The 17412-nt window shown below is 45.8% G+C and carries 18 protein-coding genes; 13 read left to right on the top strand and 5 right to left on the bottom strand.

Annotation, left to right across the window (positions count from 1 at the left end):
• Positions 1-56: 56 nt before the first annotated feature.
• The 5 genes from IPP67_08830 to IPP67_08810 all read left to right on the top strand — a co-directional run bounded on the left by IPP67_08830 (position 57) and on the right by IPP67_08810 (position 4588).
• Positions 57-1820: a carbohydrate ABC transporter substrate-binding protein gene (locus IPP67_08830; protein MBL0339244.1), complete on the top strand. Its 1764-nt coding sequence runs from the start codon at positions 57-59 to the stop codon at positions 1818-1820.
• Positions 1821-2009: 189 nt separating this feature from the next.
• Positions 2010-2420: a PadR family transcriptional regulator gene (locus IPP67_08825; protein MBL0339243.1), complete on the top strand. Its 411-nt coding sequence runs from the start codon at positions 2010-2012 to the stop codon at positions 2418-2420.
• Positions 2338-2568: a hypothetical protein gene (locus IPP67_08820; protein ID MBL0339242.1), complete on the top strand. Its 231-nt coding sequence runs from the start codon at positions 2338-2340 to the stop codon at positions 2566-2568. The genes IPP67_08825 and IPP67_08820 overlap by 83 nt, the downstream gene beginning before the upstream one ends.
• A gap of 11 nt (positions 2569-2579) precedes the next feature.
• A complete protein-coding gene (locus IPP67_08815) occupies positions 2580-3149 on the top strand; it encodes a hypothetical protein (GenBank protein MBL0339241.1) in 570 nt (189 codons plus the stop codon).
• A 29-nt stretch (positions 3150-3178) separates the two neighbouring features.
• Complete coding sequence (locus IPP67_08810; protein ID MBL0339240.1) at positions 3179-4588, top strand: carotenoid oxygenase family protein; 1410 nt, start codon at positions 3179-3181, stop codon at positions 4586-4588.
• 119 nt (positions 4589-4707) lie between these two features.
• On the opposite strand, the gene IPP67_08805 is transcribed toward IPP67_08810, so the two are convergent.
• The 3 genes from IPP67_08805 to IPP67_08795 all read right to left on the bottom strand — a co-directional run bounded on the left by IPP67_08805 (position 4708) and on the right by IPP67_08795 (position 6654).
• Positions 4708-5439, bottom strand: a complete 732-nt coding sequence (locus tag IPP67_08805; protein ID MBL0339239.1) for a carbon-nitrogen hydrolase family protein — start codon at positions 5437-5439, stop codon at positions 4708-4710.
• 5 nt (positions 5440-5444) lie between these two features.
• Positions 5445-5702, bottom strand: coding sequence for a glutaredoxin 3 (gene grxC / locus IPP67_08800; protein ID MBL0339238.1), 258 nt, complete (start codon positions 5700-5702; stop codon positions 5445-5447).
• 88 nt (positions 5703-5790) lie between these two features.
• Positions 5791-6654, bottom strand: coding sequence for an EamA family transporter (locus IPP67_08795; protein MBL0339237.1), 864 nt, complete (start codon positions 6652-6654; stop codon positions 5791-5793).
• Positions 6655-6877: 223 nt separating this feature from the next.
• Here IPP67_08795 and IPP67_08790 point away from each other — a divergent pair, with 223 nt between their 5' ends.
• From IPP67_08790 to IPP67_08770, 5 genes are read left to right on the top strand one after another with little or no spacing between them, the layout of a single operon-like run.
• The gene (locus tag IPP67_08790) at positions 6878-8230 is read left to right on the top strand and encodes an ABC transporter substrate-binding protein (protein MBL0339236.1); all 1353 of its coding nucleotides are present in this window, start codon (positions 6878-6880) and stop codon (positions 8228-8230) included.
• 21 nt (positions 8231-8251) lie between these two features.
• Positions 8252-8716 carry a hypothetical protein gene (locus IPP67_08785; protein MBL0339235.1) on the top strand — a complete coding sequence of 155 codons (465 nt, stop codon included), beginning with the start codon at positions 8252-8254 and terminating at the stop codon, positions 8714-8716.
• A gap of 5 nt (positions 8717-8721) precedes the next feature.
• Positions 8722-9801: a microcin C ABC transporter permease YejB gene (gene yejB, locus IPP67_08780; protein MBL0339234.1), complete on the top strand. Its 1080-nt coding sequence runs from the start codon at positions 8722-8724 to the stop codon at positions 9799-9801.
• Entirely contained in the window at positions 9801-10838 is a 1038-nt protein-coding gene (locus IPP67_08775; protein MBL0339233.1) for an ABC transporter permease, read from the top strand. The genes yejB and IPP67_08775 overlap by 1 nt, the downstream gene beginning before the upstream one ends.
• Position 10839: 1 nt before the next feature.
• Positions 10840-12462, top strand: a complete 1623-nt coding sequence (locus IPP67_08770; protein ID MBL0339232.1) for an ABC transporter ATP-binding protein — start codon at positions 10840-10842, stop codon at positions 12460-12462.
• On the opposite strand, the gene IPP67_08765 is transcribed toward IPP67_08770, so the two are convergent.
• Positions 12459-13850: a leucyl aminopeptidase family protein gene (locus IPP67_08765; protein MBL0339231.1), complete on the bottom strand. Its 1392-nt coding sequence runs from the start codon at positions 13848-13850 to the stop codon at positions 12459-12461. The two genes, IPP67_08770 and IPP67_08765, sit on opposite strands and share 4 nt — an antisense overlap.
• Before the next feature lie 322 nt (positions 13851-14172).
• Between IPP67_08765 and IPP67_08760 the strand changes: the two genes are divergently transcribed.
• From IPP67_08760 to IPP67_08750, 3 genes are all read left to right on the top strand, one after another.
• The gene (locus IPP67_08760) at positions 14173-15786 is read left to right on the top strand and encodes a hypothetical protein (GenBank protein ID MBL0339230.1); all 1614 of its coding nucleotides are present in this window, start codon (positions 14173-14175) and stop codon (positions 15784-15786) included.
• A gap of 136 nt (positions 15787-15922) precedes the next feature.
• A complete protein-coding gene (locus IPP67_08755; protein MBL0339229.1) occupies positions 15923-16336 on the top strand; it encodes an Hsp20 family protein in 414 nt (137 codons plus the stop codon).
• Positions 16337-16359: 23 nt separating this feature from the next.
• Positions 16360-16578, top strand: coding sequence for a hypothetical protein (locus IPP67_08750; GenBank protein ID MBL0339228.1), 219 nt, complete (start codon positions 16360-16362; stop codon positions 16576-16578).
• A gap of 143 nt (positions 16579-16721) precedes the next feature.
• Here IPP67_08750 and raiA read toward each other — a convergent pair whose 3' ends face one another.
• Positions 16722-17336, bottom strand: coding sequence for a ribosome-associated translation inhibitor RaiA (gene raiA / locus IPP67_08745; GenBank protein ID MBL0339227.1), 615 nt, complete (start codon positions 17334-17336; stop codon positions 16722-16724).
• Positions 17337-17412: the final 76 nt, after the last annotated feature.

Below are 17412 nucleotides of genomic sequence, written 5' to 3'. Positions count from 1 at the left end.
GGCGGTAAAAAATAAATCAATCCATCATAAAAATGAAAACAGGGAGATATATATTGATGCCAAATAATCATCTCATATCAACGCAGCTATCCCGGCGCAAGGTGTTATTAGCCACTTCGGGTTTAGCAGCAGTGGGCGCGTTAGGGTTATGGCCGCGAAGCAGTGTTGCCGATGTTAAGGCGGCAGAAAAATGGATTAATGCCGAATTTCAGCCAAGCACCATTACCAAAGACCAGCAAATGCAAGAAATGAATTTTTTTATTAATGCAGCCAAACAATTTGCGGGGATGGAAATCAATGTGGTTTCCGAAACGATTGACACCCATGTGTACGAATCCAAAACCTTAGCCAAAGCGTTTACCGAGATTACCGGCCTTAAGGTTAACCATGATTTAATCCAAGAAGGCGACGTGATTGAAAAACTGCAAACGCAGATGCAATCAGGCCGCAATGTGTATGATATGTATATCAATGACAGTGATTTGATCGGCACCCATTATCGCTATGGACAGGCGGTGCCGTTATCGGATTTCATTAATGGGGAGGGCAAGGATGTTACCATCCCCACCCTGAATTTGGATGATTTTATAGGGAAAAGCTTTACGACCGCCCCTGACGGTAAATTATATCAATTACCTGACCAACAATTTGCCAATCTGTATTGGTTCCGGCATGATTGGTTCAGCCGTCCCGACCTAAAAGATAAATTTGCCACAAAATACGGTTATGAATTAGGGGTGCCCCAGAATTGGTCAGCCTATGAGGATATTGCCAATTTCTTTACCAATGATGTGCGGACGATTGATGGGGTAAAAGTTTACGGCCATATGGATTACGGTAAAAAAGATCCATCTTTGGGATGGCGTTTTACCGATGCCTGGCTGTCAATGGCAGGAGCAGGGGATAAAGGTTTTCCTAATGGCAAGCCGGTTGATGAATGGGGTATCCGGGTTGAGGGATGTAGCCCGGCTGGTTCCTCGGTCACCCGGGGCGGTGATGTGAATGGGCCAGCGGCTGTGTATGCGTTAACCAAATATATTGATTGGCTGAAAAAATATGCGCCACCGGAAGCGGCTGGCATGACTTTCTCGGAAGCAGGACCAGTACCTGGACAAGGTAATATTGCCCAGCAGATATTTTGGTATACAGCCTTTACCGCGGCCTTAACCAAACCAGGGTTGCCAGTGGTCAATGCAGATGGCACGCCCAAATGGCGGATGGCGCCATCTCCCCACGGCCCTTACTGGGAAGAGGGGATGAAGCTGGGATATCAGGATTGCGGCTCATGGACCATGTTGAAATCAACCCCCTTAGCACGGCGCAAGGCGGCTTGGTTATATGCCCAATTCTGCGTTTCCAAAACGGTTTCCTTGAAAAAAACCTTGGTCGGGTTAACCCCCATCCGCGAAAGTGATATCCAAAGCCAGGCAATGACCGATATGGCCCCTAAATTGGGTGGATTGGTCGAATTTTACCGCAGCCCCGCGCGTGTCGCTTGGACGCCCACGGGTACGAATGTGCCAGATTACCCAAAATTGGCCCAATTATGGTGGCCAAATGTGGCGGCGGCGGTCAGTGGTGAAAAAACCCCGCAACAAGCCATGGATAATTTAGCGCGGGAAATGGATCAAGTGTTGTCGCGGTTGGAAAGGGCGGGCATGAAAGAATGCGCCCCCAAACTGAACCCGGAACGCGACGCCAAATACTGGTATGACCAACCAGGGGCGCCGAAGCCTAAATTGGCCAATGAAAAACCAAAAGGCGAAACCGTACAATATGAAAAATTATTGGAAACCTGGAAGCAGGGACGGGCAAGGTAATTATCATATCTCGTCTTAACCTCGATAAGAAAGGGTGGCTTCGGCCACCCTTTTGTTTTTCAATAAAGAATTTCTGACAAACGACATGTGGCCAGAAAAATAACATGTGTTCCTGGGTTGTAATCTAAAAAATTGATTTTTTTATTTTATATCTTTACAAGATATATCTAAAAGATATATATTCATGATATGAAAAGAATAAACAAAACGCGTTATGCCTTGCTTGGTATGCTGAGCCATCAACCGATGTCTGGGTATGATATTAAAAAAGCCCTGCATATGAGCACGCAATATTTTTGGCAGGAAAGTGACGGGCAGATTTACCCGATCCTTGCCGAATTATTAAAAGAAAAATGCATTACCAGCCTTGCTATTGAATCTCAAGGCAGTAGAACCCGAAAGGTTTATCAGATCAGCAGCAAAGGATTGGAAGAACTAAAAGATTGGTTAGTGCAAGAGGTGGTACCCACCATCCCGCGCAACGAATTGCTATTGAAGTTATTTTTTGGATCGGATGGTGCCCTTAGAGATAACTCAGAAACATATTTTAGAACACCAACGGCAATTAAAAAAACGCTTGGAAACATACAAAAAGATTGATCAAGGTTTGGGGGATGAAAAATCACCCTATCAGCTTTATTGGCAAATGACGGTCGAGTTTGGCAAGCAAATTGTTCAAGCCCAATTAGGCTGGTGTCAAGATGCTTTGAAATTACTTAAAAAAATTGAACAATCTAAAAGTCAATAAGGAGGGATAAAATGGCATTCCAACTTCTATTTGGTTTTTTACCCTGGATTTTATTAAACGCCTTATTTGGTAAAACCGCGGCGGAAATGCTGATAAGCATTTTAGTGGCAAGTGCCGTATTTTTTGCCTTGGAATGGAAAAGTTTAAAAAAAGGCTTTATTTTAAGTTGGGGTACAGCTTTTTTTCTTATTTTCATTTTTATATTTGATGTGATATTGCAAAATAGCTGGGTTATCCATCATACCCCCTTTTTATCTAGCATTATTCTAGCAACCATTGCCTGGATTTCTTTGTTGATTGGTAGGCCATTCACCCTGCAATATGCCCGCCAACAAGTGGCCCAGCACCTATGGAATAAGCCGGGATTTATGAAAGTAAACCAAATGATTACCGCCATATGGGGCAGCATTTTTCTGGCCTCCGCTGCTTGGCAATTTGTCCCGTTTGGCGATGATCTATCAGGTAAAATATTACCCCAGATCCTTGGCTATGGTACTACTTTGTTAGGTATCTGGATAACCATAAAACTTCCCAATTGGTACAGCAGAAAACAGCAAAAAACACTGAAGACCTCAGAATAAGATTAGTTACTATTTGCAGGAGAATAATTATGTCCCTATCCCTTATTGAGAAAAAACAACGCCAATCACAAAACAAAAATAATCCCTATCTTCAAGGCAATTATGCGCCCATCCGTGAGGAAAGCGATTTCAAGAATTTAACGATTACCGGAAAAATTCCTGAGGGTCTTGAGGGTGTTTACATGCGAAATGGGCCTAATCCGGCGTTCGAGCCGATTTCTTATACCTATCCATTTGATGGCGATGGTATGATCCACGCCATTTATGTACAAAACCAACAGGCAAGTTATAGGAACCGGTATGTGAAAACCAAAGGTTTGTTGCTTGAACAACAGCATGGCCAAGCTATCTATGGGGGCATCGCGCGTATGGCCCAACCTAATCCCAAATTCATCGGGCCGAACGATAATCCTTTTAAGAATGGGGCCTTCATCAACATTATGCGTCATGCGGGCCGTTACCTGGCCATGTGGGAAGGGGGTGCAGCCTATGAAATGGATGAAAATTTGGACACAATCGGGGAATGGAAGCCTGATAGCTTTAAACCCTTAGCAGTAGGCCCGCACGGCCGTTTTGATTCAAATACCGGGGAATTATGTCTGATCACCTATAATATAACTCAACCTTTTCTCACCTATCATCGGATTGATAAAAAAGGATTGCTCGTGGAAACGAAGGCGGTTGACAAACCCTATAGTACGATGATTCATGATTTTGCCCTGACCAAAAATTACTTGGTCTTTTTTGATTGCCCAGCGGTTTTAGATTTTCAAGCCGCTGTTAATGGCGGCAATATGTTAGACTGGCGTGAAGAAAAGGGGACGCGGATTGGCATTATGGCGCGTGGCGGTTCTAGCCAACCAGCCATCTGGTTAAAGACACCCGCTTTTTTTGTATTTCACTTTGTCAATGCTTTTGAACAAAACAACCTGATTTTTGTAGATTATGTCCGGCATAACCGTTTGGGTTTTGCCATCACCAGCGATGAACCAAAATCACCCCCCCAATTATACCGGATGACCATCGATCTTGCAAAAAAAACCGTGGAAGAAAAGCAATTGACGGATCATGGGGTTGAGTTCCCAACATTCAATAATGCTTACAATGGCCGTGATTACCGCTTTATTTATGCCCCCACGAGACTAAGGGGTAAGAGGGAATTTAACGCTTTAATCAAATATGACATCAAAGACCATATCACCACCATCCGTGATTTTGGCGAGGATCATGAAATTGGCGAGGCGAGTTTTGCAGCAAAGCCTAATCCGACTGGGGAAGATGACGGCTATCTCCTATTGTTTGTCTATAATAAGAAAAAAAACAACAGTGATTTTATGATTTTAGATGCACAGGATATAACAAAGGAGCCGGTTGCTAGCATTGCTTTGCCCAGGCGTGTGCCGCATGGATTGCATGGGAATTGGATGTCAAAACAATAAAGAACGAAGGTAGGATCGTAAAAAAACCTTAGGATCAGAAAGGTGGTTTGGAATTCCAAGCGGGAATTTGCTGATGAACTTGGGCAACCTGCTTTAAATCAAGCTCGGCATAAATAATTTCAGGGGTGATCGCCGGCTTCCGCCAAAATCCTGCCCCATGGGTCGATGATCAGGGAATGCCCGTAGGTTTGCCGTCCGCCGGAATGAAGCCCGGTTTGGCCGGGCGCTATCATAAAACAACCGGTTTCAATTGCCCGAGCGCGTAGCAGCACATGCCAGTGGGCTTCGCCAGTAATCTTAATGAAAGCCGAGGGAACTGCAATAATTTGCGCCCCATGTTGGGCTAGATATCGGTATAAATGAGGAAAACGCAGATCATAGCAAATACTAAGCCCCAAGCCACCCCAATCGGTCGGGGTAACCACTGGTTGGTTACCAGCGTGGAACGCCTGCGATTCCCGAAAATTTTTGCCGTCAGGCAAATTGGCATCGAACAGATGGATTTTATCATATTTTGCTACAATATTCCCTTGGGGCCCAAATAAATAACTGCGGTTATAGCATAAATTATCGGGGCCTTTAATAGTGAGGGAGCCGATTAGCAGCCAACAATGAAACTCTTGACTTAATTGCTGGAAAACTGGGATGCCGGGATGCGCGTCTTCGGCAAATGCTTTTTTCAACCGTGCTTGTGGATTATGTTCCATTAAACAGGTGTTTTCTGGGGTTGCGATCAGCTGCGCCCCTTGTTGGCCAGCCTGGCGGATTGCCAGGGCAACTTTATCGATGTTAGCCTGAACATCGTCACCGCTACAAAGTTGAATACAAGCAACTTTTAACAATTTATCCACGGGTTTTATCCTGTAATCATCGACAATAAGCGGCCAGCCTTATCCAGGGCGTATAAATCATCGCAACCCCCAACATGTTTGCCATTAATAAAAATCTGGGGAACGGTTTGCCGGCCATTGCTGCGTTTCAGCATTTCTTCCCGTTTTAAGATATTGCTTGAGACATTGATCTCTTCAAAGCTTAAATTGTGCTTGCGCAACAGCTGTTTGGCGCGGTCACAATAAGGACAGACATTGGTTGTGTACACTTCAATTTTTGCCATGCTTTTTCTCCAGATGCGTTATTTAACATAGGTAGGTTGTTTCCGTTGCTTTTACAAGCAAGGCGGCCGTTTATCCCCCATTTAAAGCCTACAGGCGGGTGATGATACAACCACTGACGACCAGGATTGAAGCTAGTATCCGGGGAATTGTACAGCGTTCTTTTAATACAAAAATCCCTAAGAAGGTACCAAAAATAATGCTGGTTTCCCGCATGGCAGTGACTTGGGAGGCATACCCAAAACGGAAAGCCAGCATGGCCAACCCGTAACTGCCTAAAGATAAAATCGCAGCCACCGCACCGATTTTCTTATGAGGCCATAGTTTTTGGAACAAATTCTTTGGGTAACGATAGAATAAATATGCAAGCATTAAGGTATTTTCACTGACCAGGAAATACCATAACACATAGCTCCACAAATTATCGCTCAGGCGGATGCCGTGGGCATCAACCAAGGTATAGGAAGTGATCGCAATTCCGGTTAAGAAAGCTAAAAATACCCCCATTCGCAAGGAAGCGCTGTTGACGGTGGTTTTTAAAGTGCTTTCAACCGCTAGCAGCAAGATGCCAGCGGTAATGAAGCTGATCCCCCCGCCTGTCTGCCAAGTAATTTCTTCTTGTAAAAAGAAAAAAGCCCCGATGGTAATTAAAACCGGGGAGATACCCCGGGCTACGGGGTATACTACGCTTAAATCGGCTAACCTATAGGAATTGATTAAAAGCATTTGATAGACAAAATGGATGGTGCCCGATAATCCCAGCCAAATCCAGATGTGACCAGGGGGAAAGGGCACAAAAAAAATGAAAGGCACCACCATACAGGCTGATCCCAATCCTATCCAAGCGCGCAGCAATAAACGCTCCGCGCTTTTTTTCAGCAAGGCATTATTAGCTGCATGTAGCACGGCGGAAACGAGGGCTAATATCAGGGCCAGTTGTGAAAAATTGATCATGGGATGTATAATAAAATGAGAAAAATTAACCCATCATTACCAATGACAGATCCAGATACGTATTTTTTATAAAGACAAATCGTCCTCCTGGCAACCTTGATGATCCGTTGCGATCCATTTCCCTATTTTCCACCCTTGTTTGGTTGGTGGTTTATGGTGTAGAGTACAAAAAATAGACGGAGTCACCTGAACCATATTTTAATGATAAGGAGATAAGAAAAAAATGAAGTGGAAATTGGTTGGCGGGGCCATGGTTTGGGTGCTTCATTTGATATCTTTTCAGTCCCATGGGCAGGAAAGCGAAAAAACCACCACTTCCCATGCGGTCACCATACAAGGGCAACCTAAATACGGGCCTGATTTCAAAAATTACGATTATGTGAACCCCAATGCACCGAAAGGCGGAAATGTAGCGCTGGGTTTGCAAGGAACTTTTGACAGTTTTAATCCTTATATCGTGAAGGGAACGCCTTCGGCCGTCAGCGCCCTGATTTACGAAACTTTAATGTCCCGAAGCTCTGATGAGCCAGGTACGGATTATGGGTTGATTGCGGAAAGCATTGAACTGCCTGAAAGCCGTACATGGGCTGTTTTCAATTTGCGCCCTGAAGCCCGCTGGCATGATGGCAAACCCATCACCGCGGAGGATGTGGTGTTTTCATTCAACATTTTGCGGGAAAAAGGCAATAATTTGTATCGCACCTATTATGCCGATGTGGTGCGAGCCGAGGTGGTTTCAGAGCGAAAAGTGCGTTTTGTTTTCAAAAATGGTGATAATCCGGAGTTGGCCTCAATCATCAGCGAATTGCCGGTTTTGCCGAAACATTATTGGCAAAACCGCGATTTTACCAAACCGTCTTTGGATATCCCTTTGGGCAGCGGCCCTTACAAAATTGTCTCTTTCGATCCGGGCCGGTCGGTGACGGTTGAACGCGTCAAAGATTATTGGGGGCAAAATTTACCTGTTCGTAAAGGCACCAACAATTTTGATCGTATCACCTATCGTTATTACCGCGACAGCACAGTATTGTTTGAAGCTTTTAAGGCTGGGGAATATGATTGGCGTCAGGAAAACATCGCCCGGCAATGGGCGACCGGATATGATATTGCGGTGGTCAAAGACGGGCGGATTGTGAAAGAACGCATCCCTCATGAAATTCCCGTGGGGGTACAGGGCTTGATTTACAATATCCGACGCCCGGTTTTCCAAGACATCCGGGTGCGGCAAGCCTTAACGTATCTGTTTGATTTTGAATGGATGAACAAAACCCTGTTTTGGGGCCAATATCAACGCGCGCGTAGTTATTTCAATAATTCGGAATTGGCATCATCCGGCTTGCCATCGGCTGAAGAACTGAAGATTTTAGAGCCATTGCGTGGGCAAATTCCGGGTAGCGTGTTCACCAAAGAATTTACCCTGCCGGTCAGTGACGGCAGCGGCAATATCCGCAACCAAACCCGGCAAGCCATTGATTTGCTGAAGCAAGCTGGCTTTGATATCCAAAACGGGAAAATGGTCAACCAAAAAACCGGCCAGCAAATGGCTTTTGAGATATTGCTTAAGGATCCAAGCTAGAAAGGATTGGTGGCCTCGTTTGTGGAAAATTTGAAAAAACTGGGGATTACCGTCACTGTTCGCACTATTGACCCCAGTCAGTACCAAAAAAGAGTCGAAGACGTCGATTTTGATATAATTAATAAAGTTTTACGCCAATCGGTATCACCCGGTAATGAGCAGCGCAATTTCTGGGGATCGGGCAGTGCGGATGTTCCTGGCAGTGAAAATACCATTGGCATCAAAAACAAAGCGATTGACCAATTGATCGAATTGGTGATCAATGCGCCTGACCGCCAAAGTTTAATCACCCGGACCCGGGCATTGGATAGGGTATTGCTGGCGAATTATTTCGTTATCCCAGAATGGCATAGCAAAGCTTATAATATCGCTTACTGGAACATTTTCGGCCATCCGGCTGTCGCCCCTAAATATGGGATTGGTTTTGACAATTGGTGGGTGGATCCCAAAAAAGCGGAATTATTAAACCGCAACGGCCGCAAGTAAAGCCGATGACTGCTTATTTGATCAAAAGGTTGTTGCTGATTATCCCTACCCTTTTCGGGATCATGCTGATCAATTTTTTAATTGTCCAGCTTGCCCCTGGTGGCCCCATTGACCAATTTATCGCCCAGCAACGTGGCCATCAGGGCGTGTTGCCGGAACGGTTGGTGGGGGGTGATAGCGAAATCGCCTTGCCCGATAATCCTAACCGTTCCTCCACATCCCGCGGGATTGATCCGGGCTTGCTTAAACAATTGCGGCAAGAACTGGGCTTTGATAAACCGTTGGTTGAGCGGTTTTTTTGGATGATGGGCAAATATCTAACCTTTGATTTTGGCACCAGTTTTTTTAAAGGCCAACCGGTCACCCAATTGATTTTTGAACGCTTGCCCGTATCAATTTCGCTGGGGCTTTGGAGCATGCTGATCATTTACATGGTCAGCATTCCCCTGGGCATCCGCAAAGCCGTTCGGGACGGCTCAACTTTTGATGTGTGGACCACCACCGTGATTGTCACTGGTCATGCAATCCCAGGCTTTTTGTTCGCCGTGTTGCTGATTGTCCTGTTTGCGGGGGGCAGTTTTTTAAACTGGTTTCCGTTAGGGGGCTTGATTTCCGATCATTGGCGGGAAATGGGATGGTGGCAGCTGGTCGGAGATTATTTCTGGCATTTGGTTTTGCCCACCAGCGCCTTGGTTATTGGCGGTTTTGCCAGTTTGACCATGCTGACAAAAAATTCGTTTTTAGAGCAAATTCGCCAACAATATGTATTAACTGCGCGGGCAAAAGGGTTGCCGGAGAAAAAGATTTTATACGGCCATGTTTTCCGCAATGCTATGTTATTGGTGATTGCGGGCTTACCGGCCAGCATCCTTGGGTTATTATTCACCGGTTCCTTGCTGATTGAGGTGATTTTCTCCCTGGATGGGCTGGGATTACTCGGATATGAGGCGGCAATCGGTCGTGATTACCCGATTTTATTCGCCACCTTGTATTTTTTTACCCTGCTTGGGTTACTGATCCAAATCATCAGTGATATCTGTTATGTCTTGGTGGATCCCAGGATCGATTTTACGGCGGTGCGTTGATGCGTAAGGGACAATTTTTTCAGCTTCGACCAATCACCAAACGGCGCCTGCAGAAATTCCGGCAGCATCGGCGCGGATGGTGGTCATTATGGATTTTTTTGACCCTGTTGACCTTATCGTTATTTGCAGAATTCATTGCCAATAATCGGCCCTTGCTGGTTTTTTATGAAGGCCAATTATATTGGCCGGTTTTCCAGTCATACCCGGAAACCACTTTTGGGGGCGAATTTACGAGCGAAGCGGATTATCAAGATCCCTATGTATCCGCATTGATCGATAAAAAGGGTTGGATATTATGGCCCTTAGTTCGTTATCGGTATGATACCATCATTAAAGATTTGAACGAACCGGCACCGTCAGCTCCCAGCCTTAACCATTTGCTGGGCACCGATGATCAGGCACGCGATGTGGTTGCCCGCTTGATTTACGGATTTCGCGTATCCGTCTTGTTTGGGTTGATTTTAACGCTGGTCAGCACCATGGTGGGGATGGCGGCTGGGGCCATTCAGGGTTATTTTGGCGGTAAGACAGATTTGATCTTCCAGCGTTTGTTAGAGATTTGGGGAGGGCTGCCTACCTTGTTCATTCTGATTACGGTTGCCAGCATTATCCAACCCGGGTTTTGGACCTTGTTGACGGTGATGTTGCTGTTTAGCTGGACTTGGCCGGTTGCTTTGGTGCGCGCGGAATTCCTGCGTTCGCGGAAATTAGAATATGTGCGGGCGGCCCGTTCCATGGGGGCCAGTCATGTCCGGATTATTTGGCGGCACATTCTTCCCAATGCGTCGGTTGCCATGTTAACGTTCCTGCCTTTCACCTTGGCCTCCTCCATGATCATGCTAACCGCCCTTGATTTTCTAGGGTTGGGGCTGCCGGTTGGCTCCGCCTCCTTAGGGGAGCTGCTGGCCCAGGGTAAAGCCAACTTACAAGCCCCGTGGCTGGGGATCAGCGGATTTGTAACGATCAGCTTCATGATGATATTGGTCATGTTCATAGGCGAGGCCGTTCGCCATGCTTTTGACCCAAGGGGACAATAAAATGGAACAATCTCCCTTATTAAGGGTTAAGGATTTATCGGTATCTTTCGGTCACGGTAGCAGTGAAATCAAGGCAGTACAGAATTTCCACTTAACTTTGCAACCGGGGGAGGTGATGGCGTTGGTTGGTGAATCAGGATCCGGTAAATCCGTAAGCGCCCTTTCCATTTTGCAATTGTTGCCTTACCCCCATGCCCATCATCCAACCGGCAGCATCCAATTTAAAGGCCAGGAATTGGTGGGTGCTTCATCCCGTATCATGCAGAAAATCCGGGGCAAGGAAATAACGATTATTTTTCAAGAACCTATGACCTCACTTAACCCCTTACACCGCATTGAAAAACAAATTGTTGAAATGATGTTGATCCATCAATCTTTCAGTTGGGCGCAGGCGGCTAAAAGATGCGTGGAACTGCTGGAGATGGTGGGTATAAAAGCGGCTAAGCAGAAAGCCCAGTCGTTCCCCCATGAATTATCAGGTGGGCAACGCCAGCGTGTAATGATCGCGATGGCCTTGGCCAACAATCCGGCCTTATTGATTGCCGATGAACCGACCACGGCCTTAGATGTTACGATCCAGGCACAAGTGCTGAAATTGCTCAAAGACCTGCAGCAACAATTAAAAATGGCGATGCTATTTATCAGCCATGATCTGGGGATTGTCCAGAAAATGGCTGACCGGGTTAGCGTGATGAAAAACGGACAGATTGTCGAGCAAGGGGGGGTGCAACAAATCTTATCATCGCCAACCCATCCTTATACCCAAGAATTGATAAAATCCTACCCGAAACCTAGAATGATCGATGAACAAAAATCCCAAGCGGTGCTGTTGCAAGGGGAAAATATACGCGTTTGGTTCCCGATTCGGCGTGGATTCTTTCGTAAAGCAACCCAATATGTCAAAGCGGTGGATGATGTTTCCTTCATCCTTAATAAAGGGCAAACGCTGGGGATTGTTGGGGAAAGCGGATCGGGTAAAACCACTTTGGCCATGGCGCTGTTGCAGCTAACCCCGATGCAAGGGCGGGTTATTTACCAAGGGGTAAGGCTTGATCAATTGCCGGAGCGGCAGCTGCGGCCGATGCGCAAGGATTTGCAGGTGATCTTCCAAGATCCTTACGGATCGCTCTCCCCCCGCTTAACGGTGAACGAAATTATTGCGGAAGGATTGGATATCCATCAACCCCAATTATCCGCAGATCAGAAAAACCACCGGATAGAAGAAGCACTGGCGCAAGTGGGGTTATCCAAGGATTACCGCAACCGGTATCCCCATGAATTTTCAGGCGGCCAGCGGCAACGGATTGCCATTGCCCGCGCCCTTGTTCTTAATCCGCAACTGCTGATTTTGGATGAACCGACATCGGCTTTGGATATGACAACCCAAGCGCAAATTATTGATTTATTGGCGGAATTACAAATTCGGCATCATTTGACTTATATCTTTATCAGCCATGATTTGCGGGTCATCCAATCCTTGGCTGACGAATTAATCATCATGCAAAACGGCAAAGTTATTGAGCAGGGCAAAGCCAAAGAGATTTTTGCAAATCCGCAAGACCCTTATACCAAAAAATTACTGGCGGCCGCTTTTGCCTTTGAAGCAGATGAACGGCCCACTTAGCTTTTGGGAAGGTTTTTGGCTGCCGCCTTTTCTTTGATTAACGCATAGACGGCGCGCAAGGCCATGGCTTCCCCGCCAACCGGTTTACCGGGCAGTTGACGCTGATTCCATGCCATCAAATCCAGATGGATCCAGGGGGTCTCAGCTGTTACAAATTCTTGTAAAAATAAAGCGGCCACAATGGCCCCGCCATAACTTGATTCCCCTGTACTATGCAAATTGGCCACCTTGCTTTCCAGCCATTTCCGGTAGGGGCTATATAAAGGCAAACGCCAAAGCGGATCTTTTTGTTGCTGGGAACAATTAATCAAATCTTGGGCTAAATCATCTTTATTGCAAAAGAAGGCTGGCAAATCAGGTCCTAAAGCTACGCGGGCAGCCCCGGTAAGGGTTGCAAAATCAATGAGTAAATCGGGCTTTTCGCTACAGGCCTCGGTTAAAGCATCACTGAGGATCAGGCGGCCTTCAGCATCGGTATCACCCACTTCAACCGTTATGCCGCTGCGGCTGCGGATAACATCAAGCGGGCGGTAGGCATTGCCCGAAATGCTGTTATCAACCGCGGGGACCAAGACACGCAAGCGAACGGGCAACCCTGCGGCCATAATCAGGGAAGCCAACCCCAAAACATGGGCGGCACCGCCCATATCCTTTTTCATTAGCAACATATTGCTAGCACTTTTGATATCAAGACCACCCGAATCAAAGCATACCCCTTTACCTACCAAGGTAATTTTCATGCCGCTTTTCCCCCAACGCATATCAATCAGGCGGGGAGGGCGGCTGCTGGCCCGCCCAACCATGTGGATGGACGGATAATTTTGTTTTAACAAATCCTCACCCGTCAAGCATTGGTAGCTTGCCTGATATTTCTGGGCGATCATTTCTGCCGTCTTTGCAAGCTCTGCGGGCCCCATATCTTCCGCGGGCGTTGTGATCAAGTTGCGCACTAGGAAAATCGCCTCAGCTACATATTCGATTTCTTTTTGGTCAACATGATCTGGCCATTCCAAAGTAACGGGTTGCTTTTCCGATTTTTTATACCGGTCATATTGATAGCTGCCCAATGCCCATCCTAAGCACGCATGATAGGAGGAAATGGAAGTGGGGCCTAGCGTTAATTGATAATGACCTTCCGGTAAAGATAAAGGTAAGGAGCTGTAAGCCCATATATCGTCGATCCCGTCGATCCCTAATAAAACCAAGCCGATTTTACCGTTAGGGGCGGGCAGCAATACATGTCTGCCGCTTTGCCCCGTGAAATTCTGCAGCCTGACCCAATTTTGGGTGAATTCATTTTGACCTGATAACCAGGAATCAACATGAAGCGGCGATAAAGGTAAAATAGGAACGGCTGATTGTTTGGAACCACGGAAATATTTTAACACCTTGAGCACCCCCCTAAAAAATGACGATCGACTCTTTCATATAATAAATGAGGTCATAAAACAAACAACTTCTTAAAGGCCTATGCACGTCTGGCAAGGCGCCCGCTGTTTATGTGTAGCAAGATGCCTGATAGCCTTGTTTATACCGATAGCCATCAATCATATTTAAGCACTTTCGCAAAAGCGGGTAGGGATGCCGCAAAAGGCGAATAGGTTTCATTAAGCACCTCTTAAAAGGACATATTTTTGTATGTCCTTTTTTTTTAATTATGGCAAACTAAAAAAATTGGATAAAAAAGCCTTTTGATATAGAGTCATGTTTTTGATGAATTTAGTTTCTCCCCTCCATAAAAAAATGTTTCTAATTATTGCCATCTTAGGGGGCGGGTCAATTTTAACCGGGTTATTTTTTCGCCCTATTATCCTTGCAACGGAACAAAATTTTTTATCAGAAGTTTGGTGGGCATGGCAAAACCAGGCCCATATACAGCATGGTTCATTATCTTTTTTTGGCCAGATGATCTATGCAGTTTGGTTGATCACAGGAGTTTCGGACTGGGTAACACGCCTGATCGTACCCATTTTTGCGGTTGGCACCTTATTCCCGTTGATGGCCATCTGTCGGCATTTATGGCCACAAGAAGCAAAATTACGTGCTATCTGTTGCATTGTCTGGATGGGTAGCGGCGGCTATATGGTATATGTGGGGGTTATCACCCAAGATTTTGTGACTATTTTCCTTAATCTTTGGGCGACCCGGGCTGCATTTGATTTCTTAGACCAAAAAGGCATATTACCAAAGTTTCAGGTCTTGCTAGCTCTCTTAGGTCTTTTCCTGATTTCAGGATGGTATGGATTGATCGGGGTTTCTCTGCCTATTTTAGGGGCTTGGCAGATAAAAAAAGATAAAAGCCTCCTGAATTGGAGAAATTATGCAAAGGAGATAGCTGGTTCTTATTTTTTAACAGTCACCATCGGAATTTGGGTCATCTTATTATTCATGGGTAATCAGCGCCCTTGGGGTGGATATTATGACTATCAAGAATTATGGGCCTTATTAAAGCGGGATTTGTTTTTATTGCCCTTATTGCTTTTCCCCTGGTTATGGTGGCCAAGATTATGGAGGGTGATGAGAACTGAGCCGAATTTATGGCGTGAGCGGCAAGTTACTTATTGTCTGACTGGTGTAGGAGGTTGGGTGCTGGCAATTTACTTTTTGCCGAAGCACGAACTTAGCGCCTTCCTGCCGTTATTGCCTTTTATGGCGATGATGGTTGCCAGGGCTTGTTGTTTGCTGAAAGACCGGATTCGCGATTTCCACGCAATTATTCCGGCATTGGTGCCGTTGATATTTGGAATTTTTGCTTTATTATTTAGTATGGTTCCTTTGGCCCATCTGGATGTGGTGTGGTATGAAATGACGGGAACTGCCGGACTGCCAATCTGGCTGGAGGGAACTAGCTGGAGAGCGTGGGTAATCTTATTGGGGGGTGGGTATTTAGTTGCCCAAATATCCCCTCGGAGATCGTTCTCCCAAGTGACGCAGTTGGCGCTTCTGACCCTTATTTGGGTGGCTGCAATCAATTTGGAATTCTATTTTTCTCTAAATAAATTTTTTGATACCCAGGAAACAGCCCATGCTATCGCCAACCGCCAACAACAAGGACAAGAAATCGCCATAATGGGAACCCATAATCGGCAATTTGATTTTTTAGGGCGATTGCAACAACCGATTCCTGCCTTGTTATCTATGCAAGAAGCATTGGGCTGGGCTGTAGGTAACCCGCAAGGATTGATTTTGATGTATTATGACGGCGACCCTTTCCTGGCCGCTGTACCGGAATATATATCCCCGGGGGGGCAGTACCAGATTATCTTTTGGTCGGCTGTTAAAGTGTTGGCGACCAACGGAAAAGTGTTGGATAATTATCAATGATTGCGTGACGGGTTGATTTTTTTAATCAGGGTTATTATCTCCTGATGGGGAGTTGATGGCAATGCCAGTGCGGGTTGTCTTAAAAGGGATATATCCTTAACTGATCAAAGCTCGCTTTTGGAAGGAGCAGGAAGATATGACAAAAATATCGTTTTTTCAAAATCCTTTTCTTTTGGGATTTGATCAAGTTGAAGAGATGATGATCCGGCTGACCAAACAGGCTGGGGAAAGCGGTTACCCGCCCTATAATATTGAACAAACCGAAAATTCATTAAAAATTATTTTAGCGGTAGCTGGGTTTGCCGTTAACGATTTAGAAATAAATTTGCAAGACAATCAATTAACGATCAAAGGCAAACAAGAAGATAAGGATAAAATATACTTACATCGGGGCATTGCGGCGCGACAATTCCAGCGCAACTTTATTTTGGCAACCGGCCTTGAAATTGTCGGTGCTTATTTAGAAAAGGGGTTGCTAGAAATTGAATTAAAACGTCGGCAGCCTGATTTAAGGAAACAAAATGTGCCCATCCATAAGATCGGTGACTAATCAATCAATCATGAAGGTGTACTATGCAATCCTCTTCTGACAGACTTCGCAAAATCAGCAAAAATGATTTAGAAAAACTGGGGTTAAACGGTTTAGCTTATATCCGCCCAATCATTGTTGATAACGAAACGGTATTTTCTGTGCATGCCGCCGATGGCAGCAGGCTAGGGGTTGTCCCAACGATGGAAGTTGCGATGATAGGGTTGGAACAAGGCAATCTGCACGCTGTCTTATTGCAATAAGCGCAAAATGGGGAAATTTTTAGTGTCCTTTGACGGCACAAACGCCCTGCACAACAAAACCCTTCATAGGGAATTTTTGCTGACTTGTTAAAAAAGGCCGAGAGCCACTGCAAGCATGTTATACCTGGGCGGGAACAGCTGGCCTATCCTCGTTTAGAGGGACGGGAAGGAGAGGTTGGGCTGACAGCCTTTTTATTTCCGTCTGGATCGACCCAGCCGATATTTCCATCGACCCGCCGGTAAACCATATTGAGCTGGCCATGGCTGTGGTTGCGAAACATAAGGGCGGCAAGGTTGGTCAAATCCAACCGCATGACGGCCTCACTGACGGATAGCGTATCAATTTTTGCCTCCATCTCTGCGACAATAGCAGGTTGTATGTCAGCTGTACTGGCCTGTTTATCTGTTTCTGTAGCAGGTGATAAAACAGAATACCAGGCATTTTCGTCGGTTACGGTGCGACGGCGATGGTTTTGTAGCCGCTGCTTATAACGTCGCAACTGTTTTGCCAAATTTTCAGCCGCCAAATCAACGCTGATATAAGCGGTTTCTGCATCCGCTTCTGCCTGGACCAGAATGGATTTGCTGACATGTGAGGAAAGGTGGGCACGAAATTTGTGTCCTTCTTGGGACAGAGTGACTGTGGTGTCAATTGCCTCACCAAAAAATTTCTCATATACATGTTTTAAACGTTCATTCACATGCTGGCGTAAAGCGTCGGTTATTTCCAGATGTTTGCCCTTAACAACAACAGTCATTTTGATCAAAACACAATTTAGGGGTTGATAATAAAGTCATACACGCCGTTAACCGGCTTATATAGGTGCTTAATGC

The organism is Rhodospirillaceae bacterium, from assembly GCA_016722635.1.
GTDB lineage: Bacteria > Pseudomonadota > Alphaproteobacteria > JAEUKQ01 > JAEUKQ01 > JAEUKQ01.
This window is presented reverse-complemented; position numbering and strand designations above follow the sequence as displayed.